This is a genomic window from Micromonospora xinjiangensis (assembly GCF_056150165.1).
In genome coordinates this window covers 400,818-418,733 of sequence record NZ_JAXCFO010000001.1, presented here as the reverse complement: position 1 = coordinate 418,733, position 17,916 = coordinate 400,818, and the positions used below count along the sequence as shown (strand labels likewise).

The window sequence follows — 17,916 nt, the reverse complement described above, 5'->3', positions numbered from 1 at the left end:
CGGGGAGACCCGGGGGGGTGGGGTTAGAGGTCCAGGAGGATGGTGCGGGGGCCTACGTTGACGCTCTCGACCAGCATGTGGGCGCGGAAGCGGCCGGTCTCCACCTTGGCGCCGCGCTCGCGCAGCGCCTCGACCACGGCCGTCACCAGAGGCTCGGCGACCTCCGCCGGGGCGGCGGCCGTCCAGCTGGGGCGGCGGCCCTTGCGGGCGTCGCCGTAGAGGGTGAACTGGCTCACCACGAGGATCGGGGCGCCGGTGTCGGCGGCGGAGCGCTCGTCGTCGAGGATGCGCAGCTCGTGCACCTTGCGGGCCATCGTCCGGGCCGTCTCGGCGCTGTCGGTGTGCGTCACCCCGAGCAGCACCAGCAGGCCCTCGTCGACCGCGCCGACCACCTCGCCGTCGACCGTGACGCTGGCCCGGCTGACCGTCTGCACCACCGCTCGCATCAGTACGCCCCCCACTCGCCCCGCCCCGGGCCGCCCGGTCGCCGGCCCGGTGTCGCTCGGTACGCCGCCACCCATCCGCCACGGCGCGAAGCGGCCGCTCGCCGGCGCGGCGCCGCGGACCGCCCGCCCGGCGTCGGGGGCCGCCGGTGCGGGGCCGCAGGCCGCATCAGCGGGCCACCGGCTCGATGATGCCGCGTTCCACGAGGTGCGCCACGATCGGGCCGGCCGCCTCGGCCAGCTCGTCGACCGCCACGTCGTGGGCCGCCGCGAGCAGGGCGAGCTGGTCACGCAACGGCAGGTGACCGTCGCAGCCGCCGACCAGCGCCAGCACCAGGGGGTCGATCTCCTCGGTCCAGCGCAGCCCGCGCGGCATGGCCAGCACCTGCCGGTCCACCGCCCAGCCGTCCGGGCCCATGGTCGCCTCCTGGCGGAGTTGGAGCCCCTCGGCGGCCCGGTAGCGCTCCGCGAGCAACCCGTCCGTGTCGCGTACGCGCAGGAAGTCCTGCCGGTCGAACCAGGCGGCGATCTGGTCGCCCATCGGCGGCTCCACCCGCTGCCGCAGGTCCTCCACCCGGACCACCGGGTCCTCGTGGCCGCCGCGGCGCAGCGAGACGATGCCGAAGCCGATCGCCTCGACCTTGTGCGCGTCGAACCAGTCCAGCCAGGCGGCCATCCGGTGCGGGTCGGGCGTGTGGCCGACGTCGGTCAGCCACAGGTTCACGTACGCCATCGGGTCGGCCACCTCGCGCTGGACGACCCACGCGTCCAGGCCGGTGCCGGCGAACCAGCCGGCCACCCGCTCGTCCCACTGCTCGCCGGCGACGTGCACCCAGTTCGCCAGGTACTGCATGGTGCCGCCCTCGGTGAGCAGCCCGGGCGCGGCGGCGGCCAGTTCCGAGCCCATCGTGTCGCCGACCCGGCCGGAGTCCCGGTAGACGTGGGTGGTGGTGCCCGGCCCGACCACGAACGGCGGATTGCTCACCACCAGGTCGAAGCGGCGGCCGGCCACCGGCGCCACCATGTCGCCGCGCAGCAGCTCCCAGTCCTGGCCGTTCAGCGCGGCCGTGGTGGCGGCGAAGCGCAGCGCCCGCGCGGAGACGTCGGTGGCGGTGACCGAGCGGGCGTGGGTGGCCAGGTGCAGGGCCTGCACACCGGAACCGGTGCCCAGGTCCAGGGCGGAGTCGACGTGACGCCGGACTGTCGCGCCGATCAGCGTCTGGGTGGCCCCGCCGATGCCGAGGACGTGCTCGGCGTGCAGGGGCCGCCCGGGACGGGCGCTGGCCGGCACGTCGGCGAGCACCCACCAGTCGTCGCCGTACGGCTCCAGGTCCACGCCGGCGCGCAGCCCGTCGCCGTGCCGCTCGACCAGCCCTCCGGCGATCGCCTCCGCCACGTCGAGCGGGGCGAGCGCGGCGGCCACCGCGGCCTCCGACTCGGTCTGGTCGCAGATGAAGACGCGGATCAGCGTGGCGAGCGGGTCCCGCTCCTCGGTCGCGCGCAGCGCGGCCCGGAAGTCGTTGCGGGCCACCCCGCCGGTCGCCTGCGGCCCGAGCCGGTCGGCGATGCCGTTCGAGGTGAACCGGGCCCGGGTCAGGGCGGTGCGCAGCGCCTCGACGCCGGCGGGGGAGAGCAGCATGTCGTGTTCGGCCACCTCGCCATCCTGCCTCCTGGCGTCCGGCGGGGCGGGCCCACCCGGAACATCCATACCGTCACCAGGATCTATCGAGAGACATCTCTTTCATAGACGTCGATGTATGGCTAGCATCTGGGCCACGATCCGTCGAGGGTACGACCGCGCGGTCCACGAGCCGGCCGGCGTACCAGAGGGAGGCACACATGCCAGCAGGGTCCGTTCCGCGGCGACGTCTTCTCCGGGCGTTCGCCGTGGCCGCCACCGTGGCGGCCGTCGCCGCGGCCACCACCACGCCCGCCTCGGCCGCACCCACCGGGGAGGTCCGGGGCGCCGACGCGCCGAACGCGATCAGCGGCAGCTACCTGGTCGTCCTGAAGGGTGACACGGTCGGCGCCGCGGGCACCTCGGCCGCCCGCACCGCCGTTCCGGACCGGGCCGGCGCGCTGGCCGAGCGGTACGGCGCCCGCGTCGGCGACGTCTACAGCGCGGCGCTGACCGGCTTCAGCGCCCGGATGAGCGCCGCCCAGGCCCGCCGCCTCGCGGCCGACCCGGCCGTGGCCTACGTCGAGCAGGACCAGGTGATCAGCCTCCAGGCCACCCAGTCCAACCCGCCGTGGGGCCTGGACCGCATCGACCAGCGGGCGCTGCCGCTGAGCGGGACCTTCACCTACCCCAACACGGCCTCCAACGTGCGGGCATACATCATCGACACCGGCATCCGCACCACGCACACCCAGTTCAGCAGCGGTCGCGCCACCTGGGGCACGAACACGGTGGACAGCAACAACACCGACTGCAACGGTCACGGCACCCACGTCGCCGGCACCGTCGGCGGCTCCACGTACGGGGTCGCCAAGCAGGTGCGGCTCGTCGCCGTGAAGGTGCTGAACTGCGCGGGCAGCGGCAGCACGACGAGCGTCGTGAACGGCGTGAACTGGGTCACCGCCAACGCGGTCAAGCCCGCGGTGGCGAACATGAGCCTCGGCGGCGGCGCCAGCAGCGCCATCGACAACGCCGTCGCCAACTCGATCAGCTCGGGGATCACGTACGCGGTCGCGGCCGGCAACTCCAGCGCGAACGCGTGCAACTACTCCCCGGCGCGTACCGCCTCGGCGATCACGGTCGGCTCCACCACCAGTAGCGACGCCCGCTCCTCGTTCTCCAACTACGGCTCCTGCGTGGACCTCTTCGCGCCCGGGTCGAGCATCCTGTCGGCGTACCGGACGAGCGACACCGCGACCAGCACGCTCAGCGGCACCTCGATGGCCTCGCCGCACGTGGCCGGCGCCGCCGCCCTCGTGCTCTCGGCCAACCCCGGCTGGACCCCGTCCCAGGTGAGCAGCTACCTGAACAGCAACGCCACCACCGGCCGGGTCACCAACCCCGGTTCCGGCTCGCCGAACCGACTGCTCTTCGTGGTCAACTGACCGCCGCGTCGGCCCGGCGGCACGGCGTCCGTGCCGCCGGGCCGGCCGCGTCACTCCCGCGTGTGTCCCGGTCACCGGCCCACCCCGGTCTGGCAGCATGGCGGCATGGCGCTCACGCTTCCGATCGACCCTCCGGCGAACGATCTCCTCAACCGGGATCCGTTGGCGCGTGTCCTCGGGGATGGTCCTCGACCAGCACATGTGCTGACCACGGAAAACGTGTTCTGACCGAGAAACGACATCTAAGATTGTCGTACCCCTCGACTTCACTGGTCTAAGGTGCAAGCCATGGAGGAGAGGCGGGGCCCCGACATGATCAGCCAGGAAACTCTCCACTACGAGCTGTCAGGCCGGTTCGCCGAGCTGCTGGATGACATCGGGAAGAATCACCTCAGCGTTCGCTGGGAACCGGGACCGCGCGTCGTCCGCGTGGGTGCTTGCATCGAGCAGTACAACTGGGACAATCGCATGCGCGTAATCGAAACCATGCTCAAGTTCGAACGCGATCATGCTGACGAGTTCGCCGTAGAGTTTGACGTCGTGCCGTTGGCTCCTGTCCAAGACGATGACTTCGCCGAGGTCTGATGGGCCACCGTAACTGGCATCTTGCGAGGGCACGCCACCACAAGGAAGTTGCTGACTTCCTGGCCACGCAGCACGAGGATTGGGCCTGCGTTGCGCTTGCCTACTCTGCCCTTCACTACGTTCACTCTTCCTTGGCTGACGAGTTGAGTGTGCCGAAGGATGAGCGCCATCCAAGGAAGCACACCGCGCCCGCCGGTCATGGGAGTGGTGGACGTGGCACGAACCAGATGGTGCGCGATCTCTATCCGTCTATCCATCCTGCCTACATCAGCCTCTTCGAGATGGGTCGCCGGACCAGGTACGACATCCAGCAGTTGGGCCCTCACGCCTACAAGCTGCTGCTGGTCCAGTTCGACTCGGTACGCCAGTTCTGCGAGTCGCTGAACGGGACGAGGGGCCCCGTACCTACTCAAACGCCCTAGGCTGCCTCCGCGTGTCCTCCCGACACGTTGAGGCCTCAGTCGGGTGTTGAGAGAACATGGCTGTCATGACGCTCTCCTTGCCTATCGACCCTGCGGCGAACGAACTTCTCAATAGGAATGCGCTGGCCCTTGTCCTGGGGCTCGTGCTCGACCATAACATGGTCGACCCATAGAGAGGTAAGATGAGGGGGTGCTGAACCTCCCTCACATGCTCCGCCACTCGATCGCGGACCTCGACGGCGTCACCGTCTCGGGCGACGACGCCCGCGCGCAGATGGGCGTTGACCTGGCCCCGGAGGCTCTACGGACCCTCGAAGGGCAGGACGTCGGAGTCTATCTGCGCATCTCAGACGACAAGGCCGAGGACTACGGCGGCGTCCGCCGGCAGGGCTTCGACGCTACTGGGCATGTGCTGCGTCAGGGCGCTGCCTCCGTAACCTTCTACGTCGAGAACGACACCAGCGCCTTCAAGAAGCGCCGGATCGTCAAGCACGACGGCAAGGGCAACCGGTACCACGTGTGGCGGGTAATCCGGCCCCGCTGGGATGCCATGCTCGCGGACCTCCGCCGGGGCACCATCCGAGCTGTCGGCGTCTACGACATCGACCGCCTGGTCCGCGACAACCGCGACCTGGAAGACGCCATCGAGGTCTGCGAGTACATGGGCCGGCGCTTCGAGGGCTACACGGGGATGCTCGACCTGAACACGGACAGCGGCCGAGCCATGGCCCGAGTCCTCACCGCCATGAACAACAAGCAGAGCGCCGACACGGCCCGGCGAGTGAAGCGCAAGCACCAGGAGCAAGCCGAGGAGGGCGTCCCGGTCGGTGGCTGGCGGCCGTTCGGCTGGAAGGCGGACAAGCGCACCTTGGAGCCAGCCGAGGCGGCAGAGGTCCGCGAGGCGGTCCGTAAGATGCTGGCCGGCGCGACGCCCTACGCCATCCGCGCTGACTGGCGGAAGCGGAACATCCTGACCACGCCGGGCAACCACTGGAACTGGGCCCCGTTCCTGACGTACTTCCGCAACCCTCGCCTGTGCGGCTACCGGGGCACGGTGAAGACGACCATCGACGACGATGGGCGCACCTCGTACGAGTGGGAGATCGTCACCAGGGCAGACGGCACCGAGGTCAAGGGGCAGTGGGACGCGATCATCTCCCGCGAGGACTGGGACGCCCTGATCCTGAAGCTCGGTAAGCGGTCGGCCCCGTCCAGCGACTACAAGCCCGGCAGCCGGCGCAAGTACCTGCTGACCGGTATCGCTCGGTGTGGCCGGTGCCGGCATCACCCGGTGATGTGGGGCAACGCGCAGCGCAAGGGCGGCAAGACCTACGTCTACTACCAGTGCCCAGCGAAGAATCTCGGCGGCTGCGGCGGGAACAGCCGGCAGATGGCCAAGGTCGACGCGCTGATCACGAAGCTGGTCTTCGCCTACCACGACGGCCTGGGCGACGTCGGGGAGGAAGCCCCGGACGAAGCGGCGAACGAGATGATCGAGGCCCGTCTCGCCGAGATCGACGAGCTGATGACAGACGCCTTCAACGCCTGGAAGGCCAAGGAGCTGCCCTCGAAGCGTTACTTCCCGATGGCTCGGGAGCTGGAGGAGGAGGCGGAGTCGCTGCGGGAGGGCAGGGCGAAGGCCCAGAAGAAGGCAGCCGAACGCGGCAAGCTCGACGTCCGGCACCGCTGGGACTCCCCGGAGACGACGATGGAGGAGCGGCACGACTTCATCCGCAAGTACCTCCAGGCGGTGCTGGTGATGCCGATCGAGGACGTGTGGGACGAGAAGAAGGGTCGGATGGTGCACCCGACTCGCTGGCAGCCCGAGCTGATCGAACCGGTCTGGGCTTGACCCTGGAACGCAAGAAGCCCCCCAGCGCGATACTGGGGGGCTCTCTTACTTCTTGCGCCGAACGTGGATGCCGAGGATGGCGTTGGCCTCCGCCCACCGTTCCCAGGTGAGGGGAGGGGCGTCGCGGAGGTGGCGCTCGATCCACTCCTCCTCGCGCTCCTGTTCGGTCTTCTCGGTGGCAGGCGGCACTGTTACTTAGTCCTCGATTCATGCTGCAAGGCTGGCGCACCCGGCCCGAGCCGAGTAGGAAGGGCCAGGTAGGGCAAGTGGCGATGGGGGACTGGGATGGCGGAAGGCGAGCCAGGCCGGCGCGTGCACGTGCTGTGGGCCGGCGACCGGGCGCTCTGGTTGGGACAGGACCGCGCGGTGGTGCCCGTCGAGATCGAGTTGGTGACCAGCGAGCGGGTCTACCTGCGCGCCCTGGCCACTGCCGCCGGCAAGATCCGCGACCAGGTCTGGTACGAGGGCCGCTTCACCCGGCGCGTAGTCCCCGAGCGCTGGACGTACGTCTTCGAGGGGAAGGGTCACTTCGGCGGGCAGGTCGTCCTGCGAGATCCCGAGGCCGCCTGATACGACGAAGCCCCGAGGCCGGGCACCTTGCGGTGAACCAGCCTCGGGGCTGTTCCGTCAGGCGTATCCGTTGGCGGTCAACCAGAGGACCGCATAGCCGGCGGCGGCCAGGGCCGCGACCACGAGCAGGGCGTAGGCCGCGAGAACCGCCAGCACGAGCAGGGCCCGGCCGATCACCGGTCCACCAGCTTCAGCACGAAGGACGTGCCGCTCTGCTCGACCTCCACCGGGGAGAACGGCTCGTCGAACAGCACCCAGAGCGGGTCGCCGTCCTTGAACCCGACGAACCCCCACTCCGCCCCGGCGGGGGAGACGAAGCTCGTCAGCCCGTCCTCAATCCGCACCTCGCCGTGCATCGGCCAGCCACGGCGCACGACCTCCGCGTTGTGGTCGACGACCACTGGCTCCGTCACTGTGGCACCACCTTGACGATGTTGCGCACGTTGTGGATGGTCACCGGGGCCGCCGGGTTGTGGTACTCCTCGACGTAGTCCTTCAGCACGCCGGAGACGTACTTCGACTCGTACTTGCGGCGCTCCCGCCAGGACGCATCGTTCTGCCCCCGGTAGGAGTAGGCGCTCCACCCGATGTCGATCGGGTACCGGCGATTCAGCTCCTCCTCGGAGATCACCTCGCCGGTCTCCTTGTGGGTGTACTCGTAGTGGCTCCGGCTCTCCCAGTGCTTGTGGCTGGCATAGGGGTCGATGTTCTTGCCGGTCCGCTTGTCCCGGTACCTGGTGCGCTGGTAGCTCGCGTTCCAGCGGGAGCCCTCGGCCCGCTCGATCTTCGCCGTCTTGCCGTTGTAGGAGACGAGCTTGCCCAGCACCATCTGCACGGAGCGGCCGGACATCTGCGGGTAGACAACCGGGTCGCCCGGCTCGATGACGTTGCCGAGGATGTCCGTGAGCTGGGCCTCGTCGGTCTGCTCTGGGGCGCTCACGCCGCCGCCTTCGTGTGTTCAAGTTGCAGTATCGCGGCGGCGATGACGGCGTTGACGTCGTCCTGCTGGTCCTGCCAGTACCAGTCGACGTGCTTGATCTCCGCGCCGCCAGACATCCGGGCGATGCGGTCCAGCTCCTCGGCGAACGCCGGCCAGCGGTGGTGCTTCACCGCCTGGTCGGTGATGTAGATCCGCCGGAAGCGGCGGCCCATCAGGGCGAAGTGCGAGTTGACCGAGACCACCTCGCGCTCACCGAACTGCGGGTACTCCTGGGCTTCCTTCAGCCAGCCCACCACCAGCAGGTCGCCGAGGGGCGGGAAGGTCGGCTCGTTGTTCTCCGTGCTCACTGCTCGTATCTCCCGGTGACGTCGATGGGGTGGCCGGCGACCAGCTTGATCGTGATCTCCGGCGGGTCGTACGTGTCCTGCTTGAAGCCCCGCAGCGCGGCCAGGAGCTTCTTCTCGCCGACGTAGACGCGCTCCTCGTCGCGCCTATCGCGCTTGTTCCAGTGAAGGGTGACGATGAAGACGGCGACCATCAGGCGACGGCCTCGACGTCCAGCACGTCCTTGTCGAGCATCTTGGTCTCGTGCCGCAGGAACTCCGGGCTCTTGGCCTTCACGACGAAGGGCGTGATCCCCTCGACCCGCAGGCACACGCCCTCGTCGACCATCGAGCCGTCCGTGGGCAGGGCGTTCGGGTAGAGCTGCGAGTGGTCGGCGAATCGCACGTCCAGGAACTCCTGGACATCCCGCTCCGTCACGCCGGACAGGCTGACCAGCTCGGGCACCGCGTTCACGCCGATCGAGGCGCAGAACTCCTTGACCGCCGGCCAGGACAGGTCGACCGCCCGCCCGTCCTCGTTGATGGTGGCCACGCGGTAGACGTACAGCTCGGCCACCCCCTCTGGGATGCGGTAGGTGTAGCCCTTCTGGATCGGAGTGTTCGTGTCCGGCACCCAGCCCACGATCTCGCCGTAGACGACGTAGCCCTTGGGCAGCAGGCCCTTGGCCCGCGAGCCGACCTGCGAGTAGAGGTCGGTGCCGTAGAACTCGCCGGCCGCGAACGGGTTGTCCGGGTCCTTGATGACGTTCCGGCTGCCGTAGACGTACGCCCACTCGGTGTCGCGGACCTTCACGCCGAGGCGCTTGGCGACCCGCTCCAGCCAGCCGAGCTTCCGCTCGACCAGGGTGTGCCCGATGCGTACCGAGGTGCCGTGGAGCTTCTGGGTGATGACAACGTGATCCTCCGGGCGGATGGAGCTGGCGACCCGGAAGTAGTTGCTCGTGTCGAAGTGCTTCGGCAGCATCGCGTCGTCGACCCGCTGCTTGTGCACCGGCCTGACCGCCGAGCCGGCACCACGCTCGCGCGGAGGGCGGGCCTCGTACTTGCGGCAGATTTCCAGGCCGTCGAGCTGGTCGAAGGTGTCGCCCTCCTGGAGCTGGTCCCACTCCGAGGCCAACCCCGACAGGCTGGACAGCGGCATGAACAGGGCGTCGCTGCGGTGGCCCCGGAACTTCAGCGCCTTGACCCGGCGGTTGTCCTCCAGGTACCCCTTCTGCGAGGGGTCGACGTTCAGATTCTCGTGCCGGTGCAGGTTGTTGGCGGCGGCGTACGCCTGGCTGAGCTGGGTCTCGGCACCGAACAGGATGCCGAGGTCGCCGACCTGCGTGTCCTTGGAGACGATCGCCTGGTAGCCCAGGAGCGGCACGCCCACCACGTTGTCGCAGTTGGCGAGCTGGTTGATGTGCCGGACCCGAACGACGGTCGCGGCGTAGTTGATGTTCTTCGGAGGCTGGATCTTCACCGGGGCTCTACTCCTCGATCTGCTTGCGTGCGATGGCCGCCAGTTCGGCGACTCGGTCTAGCTGGAGCAGGACGGCTTCGCGGTCGCCCTTGAAGTTCTTGCCCAGGGCCTCGATCTCGTGGATCAGCCGGCGCAGCGTGTCTCGCGCCAGCGCATCCTGGACTCGCGGGTGGTCGGCCGGCACCAGCTCGGAGCTGTAGTAGCCGCTGCCAACCGGGCGCAGCCGCTCGCGGTTGTACCGCCGGCCGTTGGCCAGGACGATCTGCGTCTTCGTCAGGCGCTCGATCGTGGTCAGCCGGGCCGCGTCGCCGCTGTAGGTCCAAGACCACTCGGCGACCGCCGCGCCCGCGACCACCCAGGAGCGGTCCTTCTCGTGCGGCTCGTTGCCCATCACGGGGCCACCCGCCCGTACTTCTCGAACGCCTTGTGCACGGCCGGCAGAGCCCAGCGGAAGTGCTCCTCCATGCCCTCGGCAACCATCTCGATCTCGGCCTGCGGGTGGCTGACCACCTGCGCGTTCTCCCGGCCGCTGGTTCGCAGGCTGAGGAAGTGCATCAGGCTGCGAGCGTTGACCGTGATGTATCCCGAGGTGTAGATGCTGACCGGCAGGACGTCGCGGGCCAGCTCGCGGGCGATGCCCGCTTCGAGCTGCGCCTCGTACTCCTCCCAGGCGACGGCGGTCACGCGCTTCGTGCTCGCCACGTACTGGGCGTACTGCTCGTCGGTGCCGGGCTCGAACCGGTACGCGCCCGGCTTGCCCACCTGCACGAGATGCCGATCTCGCGCGGCCAGGAAGAAGACCGGCTCCAGCTTCGAGTACCGGCCGGACCACTCACTGATCGAGGAGTGCCGGTGTTTGAGGATCTGGCGGACCACGCGGATCGGGGCCTCGATGTAGAAGGTGAAGCCAACGTGCTCGAACGGCACGCCATGCCTCTCGCCGCCCAGGAAGTTGATGAAGCCCTCCTGCGCGGCCTGGTCCATGTTGGCCCCGGTGCGCTTGATCGAAGCCTTGGCCATGCGGATGACCTTGGCGTCGTCGCCCCACCGGTCATCGAGTCGAACGGTCACATCGGACCGGTATCGCGGTTCAGTCACAGCACAGATCCCGTCAGCTTGTTGAAGTTGCGCCGGCTCTGGCTGGTCAGGTGGTACAGGCCGTTCTCGCAGTCGTAGTAGCGGTTCTCGCGGTGCATCCCGCGCCGGGTTGCGGCTCCGGCGAAGATGCGCTCCCGCTTGGCCTGGGCCCTGCCCAGCGCCTTCTCGGCGTCGTGCTCGTCGTGGAAGCCGTGCTTCCCGCAGACGGAGCAGCGGGTCCACTGGACCTTCTTGCTCACGGTTTCCTCCCCCACTCACTTCTTGAACTTGGAGCAGTCCTCGCAGCTCACGCACCCACCTCTGGAGCTGCCGTCCTGCATGTGCCACACGGCGTCGTGCTTGCAGGTCTTGCAGTAGCCCGGCCAGTCCTTGCCCTCGCTGAAGGCGATGAGCCGGCCGGGGCTGTAGAGCTTCACGGTTCGGGCCACACCGCCCACCCCGTACTTCTTGAAGGTCATCAACGCCTCGCTCTCGGAGGCGAAGGGACCGTAGGGGAGCCAGTGCGGGGAGTCCTCACGCAACTTGCTGCCCAGCGCGTACCAGTCGCGCATCCAGAGGATGTCGGCCGATTCCTTCAGCAGGGCCTTGGCCATGTCCTCGGGGGTGTCGTAGCCGTCGCTGGTCAGGATGTCGACGAGGCGTTGGACCTCGTCCTTGCGCGGGGTTATCCGCACTCGCTACCTCCTCCTCACTGGCAGGGCCCGGCCCCACGCCAAGCCCTGCCAGCCTTGCAGTATCAGATCGGCGTGATCTCGCTGTTGTGGAACGGGAACATCAGGTCGCCGCCGGCCAGCCGGACCCGGATCAGCCAACCGCCGAAGCCGGCGGTCAGGTCGACGACGCGGCCGACCTCGCCTCGCCGGACCACGGGGTAGAAGATGTCGGTGACGACCTTCACCTCCTGGTTGGCGATGAAGCGGCCGGGGTTGAGGATGGCGGGGTTCTTCAGCTCCAGCGGCGCGTAGGCCGTGAGCGCCACGGCGTCGAAGTCCAGGCCGCCGATACCCTTGAAGCGGCCGTCCTCGGCCTTGGTGAACTCGTCGCCCTCGACGTCGTAGACGATCGCGCCGACCGGCAGCTTGCGCAGGTCCGCCCACGTGCTGAGCTGGGCGATCTTGACCTGACTCATGGTGCACCCCCTCTCGCCGGTCTCCCGGCCTCGTGTCAAGGTTACAGTATCAGCCTTGAAACTGCAACGCTTACATCAGCAGTCGTCGTCACCATCGACGATGATCGGCACGTAGATCGGGTAGCCGTGGCTGTCGTACCCGCTGGTCCGGTACCCGCGCGGCGGGTTGGCCGGCTTCGCGTTCGCGGGCGGGTTCACCTTCGGCGGGGCAGCAGGCCGGGGAGCCGGCGCGGGCCGGGGAGCCACGGGGGCGGGCCGGGCCGGAGCCACCGTGACCGGGCGCGGAGCCGGCGCGATGGGGCCGGCGGCGCAGGCGTCGTCGTCGTCGCAAGCGACGAGAGCGGCAGTGGCCAGGGTGGCGGCGGTCAGAACCGCCAGAGCGCGCTTCACTGAGGGAACCTCCTGCTGATCTGTTCGGCCAACCAGTCGGTCTGCTTGGCGAGGAAGTCGAGACCCGCATCGTTGTGGATCTCGTAGTCGGTGGCCCGGTCCAGCAGCTCGGTCTCGCTGTCGTGCAGGTCCAGGTCGTCGTGGCCGGGGCGGGTGACGCGGACCAGCAGGCCGCCGGTCCGCCTGATCGCCTCGGCCTCGTTGTGGAAGCGGACGTCGGTGATGACCACGGGCCGGACGTCGGCCTCCACCAGGTGCATCACCGCGCGCACCCAGAAGTCGGGGTCGATGGCGCGGATCGCCTCGGTGCCGATGTGCTGGAGCAGCCGGCGCACCTCGGGGTAGCGGTCCTTGGCCGCTTCCCAGCCCATCTTGCGGATCACGTCGGACAGATGCACGCCCGAAGCCTCGGGCACGGGGTACAGCTCGCCGCCATAGCCGTAGTCGTAGCCGGTGCTCGCCTCGACATCCACGATCGGGTCGATGGCCAGGGCCACCTGGCGGACGTTGTCGGCGAAGGCGTACCGGACGTATCCGTGCCGCTCGACAAGGCCCGTGGCGACGCTGTCCTTGCCGGCTCGCTTGCGGCCGATCAAGCCGACCAGTGGACGGGCCATCAGGCGGTCACCGCCGGCTGCTTGACCACGATGTGCGAGAGGCGGACGCAGTTGGCCTCGCCGCAGTTGACGGTGACGCGGTCACCCTCGGCCAGCGGACCGTAGGCCAGCTCCCAGAAGACCCGGCGGACCGGCTGGTTGAAGCCCTCGTACTGCGCCTGCGGGACGCCACGAGCGAAGGACCCGGTCCAGATCCAGTGCTCGGCCTCCTTGCGGACGCGGTTCCAGATCCGGTCGATCTCGGTCTCGCCCTCGTAGTGGGCCCCGCTGCGCGGCTTGGTCAGGTTGTACTTGCGGATCGGGACGTCGGCCAGGACGTCGTTGTACCGCTTGAACCGGTAGAGGTGCGTCGAGCAGATCCCCAGGGTGCCCGAGGAGTCGTTGGTGCACTGCTCGTCCTGGCTGCTGGTCACGGTGCACTGCATAGCGGGTCTTGCTCCTTGCTCTAAGGGGTGATCAGGCGAAGTGCGTGGAGGCGGGGGCGTGGGACACGAGCTGAGCCGTGCTCATGCGGAAGACCGCCTGCCGGCCGCCCTGGATGACGTCCTCGACGGGGACGAGGTACTGACTGACGCGGAAGCCGGCCTCGTCGAGCCGCGCCGCCCATCCGTGGAACCACTTGACCAGCGACGCCTTCGTGGCGAATCCGAAGTGGTGGTTGCCGAAGAAGCCGCGCTCCTGGGTGATGCCGTCCCGGTGCGGGCCGGGGTGGATGAGGGAGAAGTTGTGCGCGTCGCGGACGTCCTGGCTGAGCTGCTTCTTCGTCTCGTCGTCGCCGAAGTAGCTGATGTAGGGGCCGCGCTTCCGGTCGTCCTCGACGCGGTAGACGATCATCTGGCCGTCGACCACCTCGGGCGCGTCGTCAGCCGGCGGAAGACCGGCCACCTCGCGGCCGGCGGCGGTCAGGAAGTAGGCGTACTTGTAGTAGCCCGTCGTCGGGCGCTCCTCGATCCAGCCCTCGCGCTCCATGACCCCGGCGGTGCGCGGGTTGATGGTCAGGCTGATCTTGCCGCCGTCCTGCGCCGCCTCGTTCATCTCGCGGAGCTGGACCGGGCTCGGCTTCTTGGCCATCGTGTTAGCCTTCCAGTATCGAATCGTGGCAGCCATCGTCAGCGAGGGGATGCCAGCCCCTCGGACGCCCCGGAGGGCGTTTCGGCATCAGAAGGTCTTCAGCCAGACCCGGTCCTCGTCGGCGACGTTGTAGACGCCGTGCATGTAGAGGACGTAGTCCTCTCGGGTCTGGGCCGCGATCAGCTCGCGGACGTACCAGTGCAGCCGGCTGTCCTTGCCGTAGCACTTGAACCACTCGCTGTCCTGGACCGCCTTCACGACCGCGTCCCGCCGCTCCTCGAAGGCATCGCCCTCGGCATCGGGTGCGCCCGTCAGGTCAACTTCGTCCAGCCAGATCGCCATCGCCTTGCTCCCTGCTCTTGATCAGTATGTCAGCCTTGCAGTATCGGCGTCAAGAGAGGGGCCCGACCGAATCACCGGGCCCCGCCCTCTCGACTACGGCCGCAGCTCGTTCGGCGCAGCCTCGGTCTCATAGGTGCCGTTCGTAATTCGCACGGTCAAGCCCTTGTGGCTCCGGGCGTCCCGCAACGGCTCCAGCACCTCGGCCGACACCCACTGCCGACCGTCGTAATACTCGACGAAGTCGCCCTTGTTGAGCTGGGCGGCCTCGTCCTTGGTGTATCCCCTGGGCACTATCGTTACCTCTCGATCCAGACCCGGTCCATGTCCGCCAGGTCGTAGAGCGCCGACCACGGGGGATCGAAGTCGTCCGGGCCGGTCGAGTCCTCCAGCTCCTCGACCACCTGGTGAAGCTCGCTGTCCTCGCCGGCCTTGCGGTACCACTGGCTGGCCCGCAGCCGGCGCACGATCTCGTCGCGGCGCTGCTCGAATCCCATGTTCGGGTTCTTCCAGACGTCCTTGATGTCGACCTTGTGTCGCCAGCCCTCGCGGGTGGCGCGCTGGTTGCGCATCGCCTGCGTCTCGTGCTCGTGCTCGCGGAGCGCCCCGACCATCCGCTGGACGTACTGCTCGACAGGGCTCTGCTCGGTCATGCGACCTCATCCTCGGCCAGCAGCTTCGCCGCGTGCGCGATGATCACCAGTAGGTCGGACCGGCTGAGCACCACCTCGGCCTCCTCCTGCCCCTCCTTCTCCTGGCGGTAGCGGTCCTTCACGTTGAGGAAGAAGTCGCCCCGCGCGTGCTTGCTGCGCGCCAGGAAGACCATGCCGTCGTCCTGCGTCGCCAGCTCCAGCGCGCCCGGCACGTCGATGTCCAGAAGGTTCAACCCCGTCTGGTCACTCATGTTCTGTCCCATCCCTCATGGCAGCCATCATCAGGAGCAGGATGCCACCCCTGCCCGACACCGGCCCACCCCCTCGCGGGCCCGGTGTTTCGGCTTCAGTCCTCGTCGATCTGGCGGGACAGGTTCTCGGCGACCCGCTCGGCCGCGTCGAACGCCTCGCCCCAGGTCGCTCCGCCGTCCTGGAGGCGCTGGGCCTCCTGGAAGTACGCGACGGCTTCGGGCGTCAGCATCCCGTTGTACGTTTCGGCCAGGTAGGCGACGCTGCCCCGGAACGCCCGGTGCCGGGTCTCGCCGGCCAGGGCCAGGGCCTCGCCGACGACGCAGCCGGTCTTGACGCGCGGGTCGGTCGCGTCGACCTTCGCCCCGTACCAGCTCTCGTCGATGGGCTCGTAGTAGCACATCGCCATCGGGTTCAGGTTGTAGACGAAGTCCCGGCCCTGCTTCTCCACGGCCTGCTTCAGCAGCTCGCGGGCCTTCTCCAGCGTGACCGCCTCCGCGACCTTGCCGGTCGGCTCGGTCGTGGTCTCGACGGTCTCGACGGTCGTGGTGCTCACTCGATCATCACCCCAGGTGTGTTGGCAGCCATCATCAGGAGGGGCATGCCAAGCCCCCCGACCCCCTTGCGGGGGTTTCGGCTTGTCAGTCGCGCCCGTTGGTCCAGAAGGTCTGGCTCGGCGCGGCCTCGACCACCCCGCTGTCGGTGGTGATCCGGTAGATCCGCCGGGCCCGCCGGCCCTCCACCATGAAGGCGGTGACGGTCTCGACTCGGGCCGACCGGACCTTGGTCTTGCGCCGGGCGGGGTACCACTTCTCGCCCTCGCCCTGGTCTTCGCCGCCGGCCGGATTGCGGGTGATCAGGATGTTGACCCCGGCGTCCTGCTCGGCGAGCTTGGCGGCGGTGATCTTGCCTGCTGCGGTCATCGTTGTGTCAACCTTCCAGTTTCGGCAGCCATCATCAGGAGGGGCATGCCAAGCCCCCCGACGCCTCCCGGCGTTTCGGCAGGCCGGGGCCCTGCCCCCTCGACAGGGCCCCGGCGGTCCGTGTGTCAGGCGGACGCGGTCCGCCAGTCCTGGCGCAGCTTGTGGCGGAGGGCGGCCTCCTCGCGGTCGATCTCCGCCCCCCTGATCGCCTCGTAGTGCGGCAGGTCGCTCGACAGGCCGGTGTTCGGCAAGCCGGCGAGCTTCCAGAGTCGGGCGTACAGGCCGAAGCCCGTAGCAGTCAGCGGTGCCGCCAGGCTGGTCTCGCGCATCACGGCGCAGCCCTCGGCGGCGGTACCCGGTCGGGTGTCCTCGCCTCGCGCGACCCGGTCCAGCAGCTCCCGGCAGTGCGCCCGGTACAGAAGCTCGACCATGTCGATCTCCGGCCGGAGCAGCCGGAAGCTGTGCCAGATGCGGTCGGCGGCGTCCGGGTGCCTCCGCTGCGCCGACTTGATCTCGTCCTCGGCCTGCTCCATCACCCCGAACATCGGCGTGACGGTGTCCAGCAGGTCGGCGATCTCGGCCAGAACAGTCATGTGTGTCAACCTTCCAGTATCGGCAGCCATCTTCAGGAGGGGCATGCCAAGCCCCCCGACCCCCTTGCGGGGGTTTCGGCACTACTGCGTGCGGAACAGGTCGTCGGCGTACGACTCGGCGAAGGCGTACGCCTCGCCCCAAGTCCTGCCGTTGTCCTGGAACGACTGCGCCCGCTGGAGGTAGGTCACCGCCTCTTCGGTCAGCATGTCGTCGTGGACCTCGGCCAGCGTGATCACGCCGCCCCCGAAGTCCAGGTGTCGCGCCTCGCCGGCCAGCTTCAGCGCCTCGCCCACGAGGCAGCCGGTCTTGCGGCGCGGGTCATCCTCGGCGAGGCCACTCTCGTCCCGGTCGGTCAGCGGCCGGTAGCGGCACGCCCCGTCACCACCCTGGCTGTAGACGAAGCCGGGCCCCTGCGTGTCCATGGCCTGCTTCAACAGCTCTCGCGCCTTCTCGATGCCAATCACAGCCTGTCAACCTTCCAGTATCGGCAGCCATCATCAGGGGAGGCATGCCAAGCCCCCCTACCCCCTCGCGGGGGTTTCGGCGTCAATCAGGAGTCCCCTCGGCGAGGTAGTAGACGCGCCCCTCGGCGTCCACGTAGAACGACCGGCCCTTGCCCTTGCCCTCACCACTGCCGCGCGTCTTCGCGTCCCAGATGCACGGCCCAGGGCTGTCCTCGGTGGCGCACGGCGGTACGCCGTGGCCGGCGTGGTACCCGACCAGTCCGGCCCCTGCCAGCAGGGCCACCAGGACGACGACCTCTCGCAGCCGGGCCATCAGAGGATGCCCGCCAGGCGGCGCTGGTGGAACTCCTCCGCCCGGTCGTACGCCTCGCCCCAGGACTTCCCGCTGTCCTGCTGGTCCTGCGCGACTCGGAAGTACCGCGCCGCGTCTTCGCTCATCAGGTCCGGCAGCGTTCCGGCCAGAGCCATCACCGTCAGGTCGTACCGGTCTTCGAGGTGCCGCGTCTCGCCGTTCAGCGTCAGCGCCACGCCGACCAGGCAGCCGGTCGTGCCCTGCGGCCCGTCGTAGTCCGGCACCGGCCCGTACTTGCACGCGCCGCCGCCACCGGGGTTGTAGACGAAGTCCCGCCCCTGAGTCTCGACGGCCTTGCGCAGCAGCTCGCGCGCCTTCTCGATGTCAATCATCGGTATGTCAACCTTCCACTATGG

Annotated in this window: 32 protein-coding genes and 3 other RNA genes; 5 read left to right on the top strand and 30 right to left on the bottom strand. The window is 68.8% G+C overall.

Annotation, left to right across the window (positions count from 1 at the left end; all coding sequences use genetic code 11):
* Positions 1-23: 23 nt before the first annotated feature.
* Both dtd and SM573_RS02140 read right to left on the bottom strand, forming a co-directional pair.
* Positions 24-446 (bottom strand): D-aminoacyl-tRNA deacylase, encoded by a 423-nt coding sequence (dtd, locus tag SM573_RS02145; RefSeq protein ID WP_474615350.1) that lies wholly within the window; start codon positions 444-446, stop codon positions 24-26.
* A 166-nt stretch (positions 447-612) separates the two neighbouring features.
* Positions 613-2,082, bottom strand: a complete 1,470-nt coding sequence (locus SM573_RS02140) for a DUF7782 domain-containing protein (RefSeq protein WP_474615718.1) — start codon at positions 2,080-2,082, stop codon at positions 613-615.
* 200 nt (positions 2,083-2,282) lie between these two features.
* On the opposite strand from SM573_RS02140, the gene SM573_RS02135 reads away from it, so the two are divergent.
* The 4 genes from SM573_RS02135 (at position 2,283) to SM573_RS02120 (ending at position 6,365) form a co-directional block, all read left to right on the top strand.
* On the top strand, positions 2,283-3,506 hold the full coding sequence (locus tag SM573_RS02135; RefSeq protein WP_474615349.1) for a S8 family peptidase: 1,224 nt from the start codon (positions 2,283-2,285) through the stop codon (positions 3,504-3,506).
* Positions 3,507-3,794: 288 nt separating this feature from the next.
* Positions 3,795-4,091, top strand: coding sequence for a hypothetical protein (locus tag SM573_RS02130; RefSeq protein ID WP_474615348.1), 297 nt, complete (start codon positions 3,795-3,797; stop codon positions 4,089-4,091).
* A 281-nt stretch (positions 4,092-4,372) separates the two neighbouring features.
* Positions 4,373-4,513 carry a hypothetical protein gene (locus SM573_RS02125; protein WP_474615347.1) on the top strand — a complete coding sequence of 47 codons (141 nt, stop codon included), beginning with the start codon at positions 4,373-4,375 and terminating at the stop codon, positions 4,511-4,513.
* Positions 4,514-4,703: 190 nt separating this feature from the next.
* Positions 4,704-6,365: a recombinase family protein gene (locus tag SM573_RS02120; RefSeq protein ID WP_474615346.1), complete on the top strand. Its 1,662-nt coding sequence runs from the start codon at positions 4,704-4,706 to the stop codon at positions 6,363-6,365.
* 45 nt (positions 6,366-6,410) lie between these two features.
* Here the strand turns inward: SM573_RS02120 and SM573_RS02115 are convergent, their stop codons facing one another.
* Complete coding sequence (locus SM573_RS02115; protein ID WP_474615345.1) at positions 6,411-6,554, bottom strand: hypothetical protein; 144 nt, start codon at positions 6,552-6,554, stop codon at positions 6,411-6,413.
* 96 nt (positions 6,555-6,650) lie between these two features.
* Between SM573_RS02115 and SM573_RS02110 the strand changes: the two genes are divergently transcribed.
* Positions 6,651-6,935, top strand: a complete 285-nt coding sequence (locus tag SM573_RS02110; RefSeq protein ID WP_474615344.1) for a hypothetical protein — start codon at positions 6,651-6,653, stop codon at positions 6,933-6,935.
* A gap of 173 nt (positions 6,936-7,108) precedes the next feature.
* Here SM573_RS02110 and SM573_RS02105 read toward each other — a convergent pair whose 3' ends face one another.
* The 27 genes from SM573_RS02105 to SM573_RS01975 form a co-directional block, all read right to left on the bottom strand.
* Positions 7,109-7,348: a hypothetical protein gene (locus tag SM573_RS02105; RefSeq protein WP_474615343.1), complete on the bottom strand. Its 240-nt coding sequence runs from the start codon at positions 7,346-7,348 to the stop codon at positions 7,109-7,111.
* Complete coding sequence (locus SM573_RS02100) at positions 7,345-7,875, bottom strand: hypothetical protein (RefSeq protein WP_474615342.1); 531 nt, start codon at positions 7,873-7,875, stop codon at positions 7,345-7,347. Before SM573_RS02100 ends, SM573_RS02105 begins: the two co-directional genes overlap by 4 nt.
* A complete protein-coding gene (locus SM573_RS02095) occupies positions 7,872-8,222 on the bottom strand; it encodes a hypothetical protein (protein WP_474615341.1) in 351 nt (116 codons plus the stop codon). The genes SM573_RS02100 and SM573_RS02095 overlap by 4 nt, the downstream gene beginning before the upstream one ends.
* Positions 8,219-8,413: a hypothetical protein gene (locus SM573_RS02090; protein WP_474615340.1), complete on the bottom strand. Its 195-nt coding sequence runs from the start codon at positions 8,411-8,413 to the stop codon at positions 8,219-8,221. Before SM573_RS02090 ends, SM573_RS02095 begins: the two co-directional genes overlap by 4 nt.
* The gene (locus SM573_RS02085) at positions 8,413-9,681 is read right to left on the bottom strand and encodes an RNA ligase family protein (protein ID WP_474615339.1); all 1,269 of its coding nucleotides are present in this window, start codon (positions 9,679-9,681) and stop codon (positions 8,413-8,415) included. The genes SM573_RS02090 and SM573_RS02085 overlap by 1 nt, the downstream gene beginning before the upstream one ends.
* A gap of 7 nt (positions 9,682-9,688) precedes the next feature.
* Positions 9,689-10,075, bottom strand: a complete 387-nt coding sequence (locus tag SM573_RS02080; RefSeq protein ID WP_474615338.1) for a hypothetical protein — start codon at positions 10,073-10,075, stop codon at positions 9,689-9,691.
* Entirely contained in the window at positions 10,072-10,752 is a 681-nt protein-coding gene (thyX, locus tag SM573_RS02075; protein WP_474615337.1) for an FAD-dependent thymidylate synthase, read from the bottom strand. The genes SM573_RS02080 and thyX overlap by 4 nt, the downstream gene beginning before the upstream one ends.
* 23 nt (positions 10,753-10,775) lie before the next feature.
* Positions 10,776-11,018, bottom strand: a complete 243-nt coding sequence (locus SM573_RS02070; RefSeq protein ID WP_474615336.1) for a hypothetical protein — start codon at positions 11,016-11,018, stop codon at positions 10,776-10,778.
* A 15-nt stretch (positions 11,019-11,033) separates the two neighbouring features.
* Positions 11,034-11,453: a hypothetical protein gene (locus SM573_RS02065; RefSeq protein ID WP_474615335.1), complete on the bottom strand. Its 420-nt coding sequence runs from the start codon at positions 11,451-11,453 to the stop codon at positions 11,034-11,036.
* A gap of 62 nt (positions 11,454-11,515) precedes the next feature.
* Positions 11,516-11,908 (bottom strand): hypothetical protein, encoded by a 393-nt coding sequence (locus tag SM573_RS02060; protein WP_474615334.1) that lies wholly within the window; start codon positions 11,906-11,908, stop codon positions 11,516-11,518.
* Between the two features lie 75 nt (positions 11,909-11,983).
* Positions 11,984-12,298: a hypothetical protein gene (locus tag SM573_RS02055; protein ID WP_474615333.1), complete on the bottom strand. Its 315-nt coding sequence runs from the start codon at positions 12,296-12,298 to the stop codon at positions 11,984-11,986.
* Positions 12,295-12,915, bottom strand: coding sequence for a deoxynucleotide monophosphate kinase family protein (locus SM573_RS02050; protein WP_474615332.1), 621 nt, complete (start codon positions 12,913-12,915; stop codon positions 12,295-12,297). The genes SM573_RS02055 and SM573_RS02050 overlap by 4 nt, the downstream gene beginning before the upstream one ends.
* Positions 12,915-13,328: a hypothetical protein gene (locus tag SM573_RS02045; protein ID WP_474615331.1), complete on the bottom strand. Its 414-nt coding sequence runs from the start codon at positions 13,326-13,328 to the stop codon at positions 12,915-12,917. The genes SM573_RS02050 and SM573_RS02045 overlap by 1 nt, the downstream gene beginning before the upstream one ends.
* 43 nt (positions 13,329-13,371) lie before the next feature.
* Entirely contained in the window at positions 13,372-13,986 is a 615-nt protein-coding gene (locus SM573_RS02040; RefSeq protein WP_474615330.1) for a hypothetical protein, read from the bottom strand.
* 23 nt (positions 13,987-14,009) lie between these two features.
* Positions 14,010-14,073, bottom strand: an RNA gene (locus SM573_RS02035) — hammerhead ribozyme type II.
* Positions 14,074-14,328: a hypothetical protein gene (locus tag SM573_RS02030; protein ID WP_474615329.1), complete on the bottom strand. Its 255-nt coding sequence runs from the start codon at positions 14,326-14,328 to the stop codon at positions 14,074-14,076.
* 93 nt (positions 14,329-14,421) lie between these two features.
* Positions 14,422-14,619: a hypothetical protein gene (locus SM573_RS02025; RefSeq protein ID WP_474615328.1), complete on the bottom strand. Its 198-nt coding sequence runs from the start codon at positions 14,617-14,619 to the stop codon at positions 14,422-14,424.
* A 5-nt stretch (positions 14,620-14,624) separates the two neighbouring features.
* Positions 14,625-14,978 (bottom strand): hypothetical protein, encoded by a 354-nt coding sequence (locus SM573_RS02020; protein ID WP_474615327.1) that lies wholly within the window; start codon positions 14,976-14,978, stop codon positions 14,625-14,627.
* The gene (locus SM573_RS02015) at positions 14,975-15,229 is read right to left on the bottom strand and encodes a hypothetical protein (protein WP_474615326.1); all 255 of its coding nucleotides are present in this window, start codon (positions 15,227-15,229) and stop codon (positions 14,975-14,977) included. Before SM573_RS02015 ends, SM573_RS02020 begins: the two co-directional genes overlap by 4 nt.
* A 15-nt stretch (positions 15,230-15,244) precedes the next feature.
* Positions 15,245-15,324: hammerhead ribozyme type II (locus SM573_RS02010), an RNA gene on the bottom strand.
* Positions 15,325-15,783, bottom strand: a complete 459-nt coding sequence (locus SM573_RS02005) for a hypothetical protein (RefSeq protein ID WP_474615325.1) — start codon at positions 15,781-15,783, stop codon at positions 15,325-15,327.
* Between the two features lie 19 nt (positions 15,784-15,802).
* Positions 15,803-15,866, bottom strand: an RNA gene (locus SM573_RS02000) — hammerhead ribozyme type II.
* Between the two features lie 2 nt (positions 15,867-15,868).
* Positions 15,869-16,150, bottom strand: a complete 282-nt coding sequence (locus tag SM573_RS01995) for a hypothetical protein (protein ID WP_474615324.1) — start codon at positions 16,148-16,150, stop codon at positions 15,869-15,871.
* 125 nt (positions 16,151-16,275) lie between these two features.
* Positions 16,276-16,743 carry a hypothetical protein gene (locus SM573_RS01990; protein WP_474615323.1) on the bottom strand — a complete coding sequence of 156 codons (468 nt, stop codon included), beginning with the start codon at positions 16,741-16,743 and terminating at the stop codon, positions 16,276-16,278.
* Positions 16,744-16,824: 81 nt separating this feature from the next.
* Complete coding sequence (locus tag SM573_RS01985; RefSeq protein ID WP_474615322.1) at positions 16,825-17,208, bottom strand: hypothetical protein; 384 nt, start codon at positions 17,206-17,208, stop codon at positions 16,825-16,827.
* Between the two features lie 82 nt (positions 17,209-17,290).
* Positions 17,291-17,521 carry a hypothetical protein gene (locus tag SM573_RS01980; protein ID WP_474615321.1) on the bottom strand — a complete coding sequence of 77 codons (231 nt, stop codon included), beginning with the start codon at positions 17,519-17,521 and terminating at the stop codon, positions 17,291-17,293.
* A complete protein-coding gene (locus SM573_RS01975) occupies positions 17,521-17,892 on the bottom strand; it encodes a hypothetical protein (RefSeq protein WP_474615320.1) in 372 nt (123 codons plus the stop codon). Before SM573_RS01975 ends, SM573_RS01980 begins: the two co-directional genes overlap by 1 nt.
* Positions 17,893-17,916 lie beyond the last annotated feature (24 nt).

Excerpts from the sequence above, each read along its gene's own strand:
- SM573_RS02090 (WP_474615340.1), bottom strand. The coding sequence starts at position 8,413 with ATGGTCGCCGTCTTCATCGTCACCCTTCACTGGAACAAGCGCGATAGG.
- SM573_RS01990 (WP_474615323.1), bottom strand. The coding sequence starts at position 16,743 with ATGACTGTTCTGGCCGAGATCGCCGACCTGCTGGACACCGTCACGCCG.
- SM573_RS02015 (WP_474615326.1), bottom strand. The coding sequence starts at position 15,229 with ATGAGTGACCAGACGGGGTTGAACCTTCTGGACATCGACGTGCCGGGC.
- SM573_RS01975 (WP_474615320.1), bottom strand. The coding sequence starts at position 17,892 with ATGATTGACATCGAGAAGGCGCGCGAGCTGCTGCGCAAGGCCGTCGAG.
- SM573_RS02125 (WP_474615347.1), top strand. The coding sequence starts at position 4,373 with ATGGGTCGCCGGACCAGGTACGACATCCAGCAGTTGGGCCCTCACGCC.
- SM573_RS02060 (WP_474615334.1), bottom strand. The coding sequence starts at position 11,908 with ATGAGTCAGGTCAAGATCGCCCAGCTCAGCACGTGGGCGGACCTGCGC.
- SM573_RS02040 (WP_474615330.1), bottom strand. The coding sequence starts at position 13,986 with ATGGCCAAGAAGCCGAGCCCGGTCCAGCTCCGCGAGATGAACGAGGCG.
- SM573_RS02030 (WP_474615329.1), bottom strand. The coding sequence starts at position 14,328 with ATGGCGATCTGGCTGGACGAAGTTGACCTGACGGGCGCACCCGATGCC.
- SM573_RS02110 (WP_474615344.1), top strand. The coding sequence starts at position 6,651 with ATGGCGGAAGGCGAGCCAGGCCGGCGCGTGCACGTGCTGTGGGCCGGC.
- SM573_RS01980 (WP_474615321.1), bottom strand. The coding sequence starts at position 17,521 with ATGGCCCGGCTGCGAGAGGTCGTCGTCCTGGTGGCCCTGCTGGCAGGG.
- dtd (WP_474615350.1), bottom strand. The coding sequence starts at position 446 with ATGCGAGCGGTGGTGCAGACGGTCAGCCGGGCCAGCGTCACGGTCGAC.
- SM573_RS02050 (WP_474615332.1), bottom strand. The coding sequence starts at position 12,915 with ATGGCCCGTCCACTGGTCGGCTTGATCGGCCGCAAGCGAGCCGGCAAG.
- SM573_RS02020 (WP_474615327.1), bottom strand. The coding sequence starts at position 14,978 with ATGACCGAGCAGAGCCCTGTCGAGCAGTACGTCCAGCGGATGGTCGGG.
- SM573_RS01995 (WP_474615324.1), bottom strand. The coding sequence starts at position 16,150 with ATGACCGCAGCAGGCAAGATCACCGCCGCCAAGCTCGCCGAGCAGGAC.
- SM573_RS02135 (WP_474615349.1), top strand. The coding sequence starts at position 2,283 with ATGCCAGCAGGGTCCGTTCCGCGGCGACGTCTTCTCCGGGCGTTCGCC.
- SM573_RS02140 (WP_474615718.1), bottom strand. The coding sequence starts at position 2,082 with ATGCTGCTCTCCCCCGCCGGCGTCGAGGCGCTGCGCACCGCCCTGACC.
- SM573_RS02130 (WP_474615348.1), top strand. The coding sequence starts at position 3,795 with ATGGAGGAGAGGCGGGGCCCCGACATGATCAGCCAGGAAACTCTCCAC.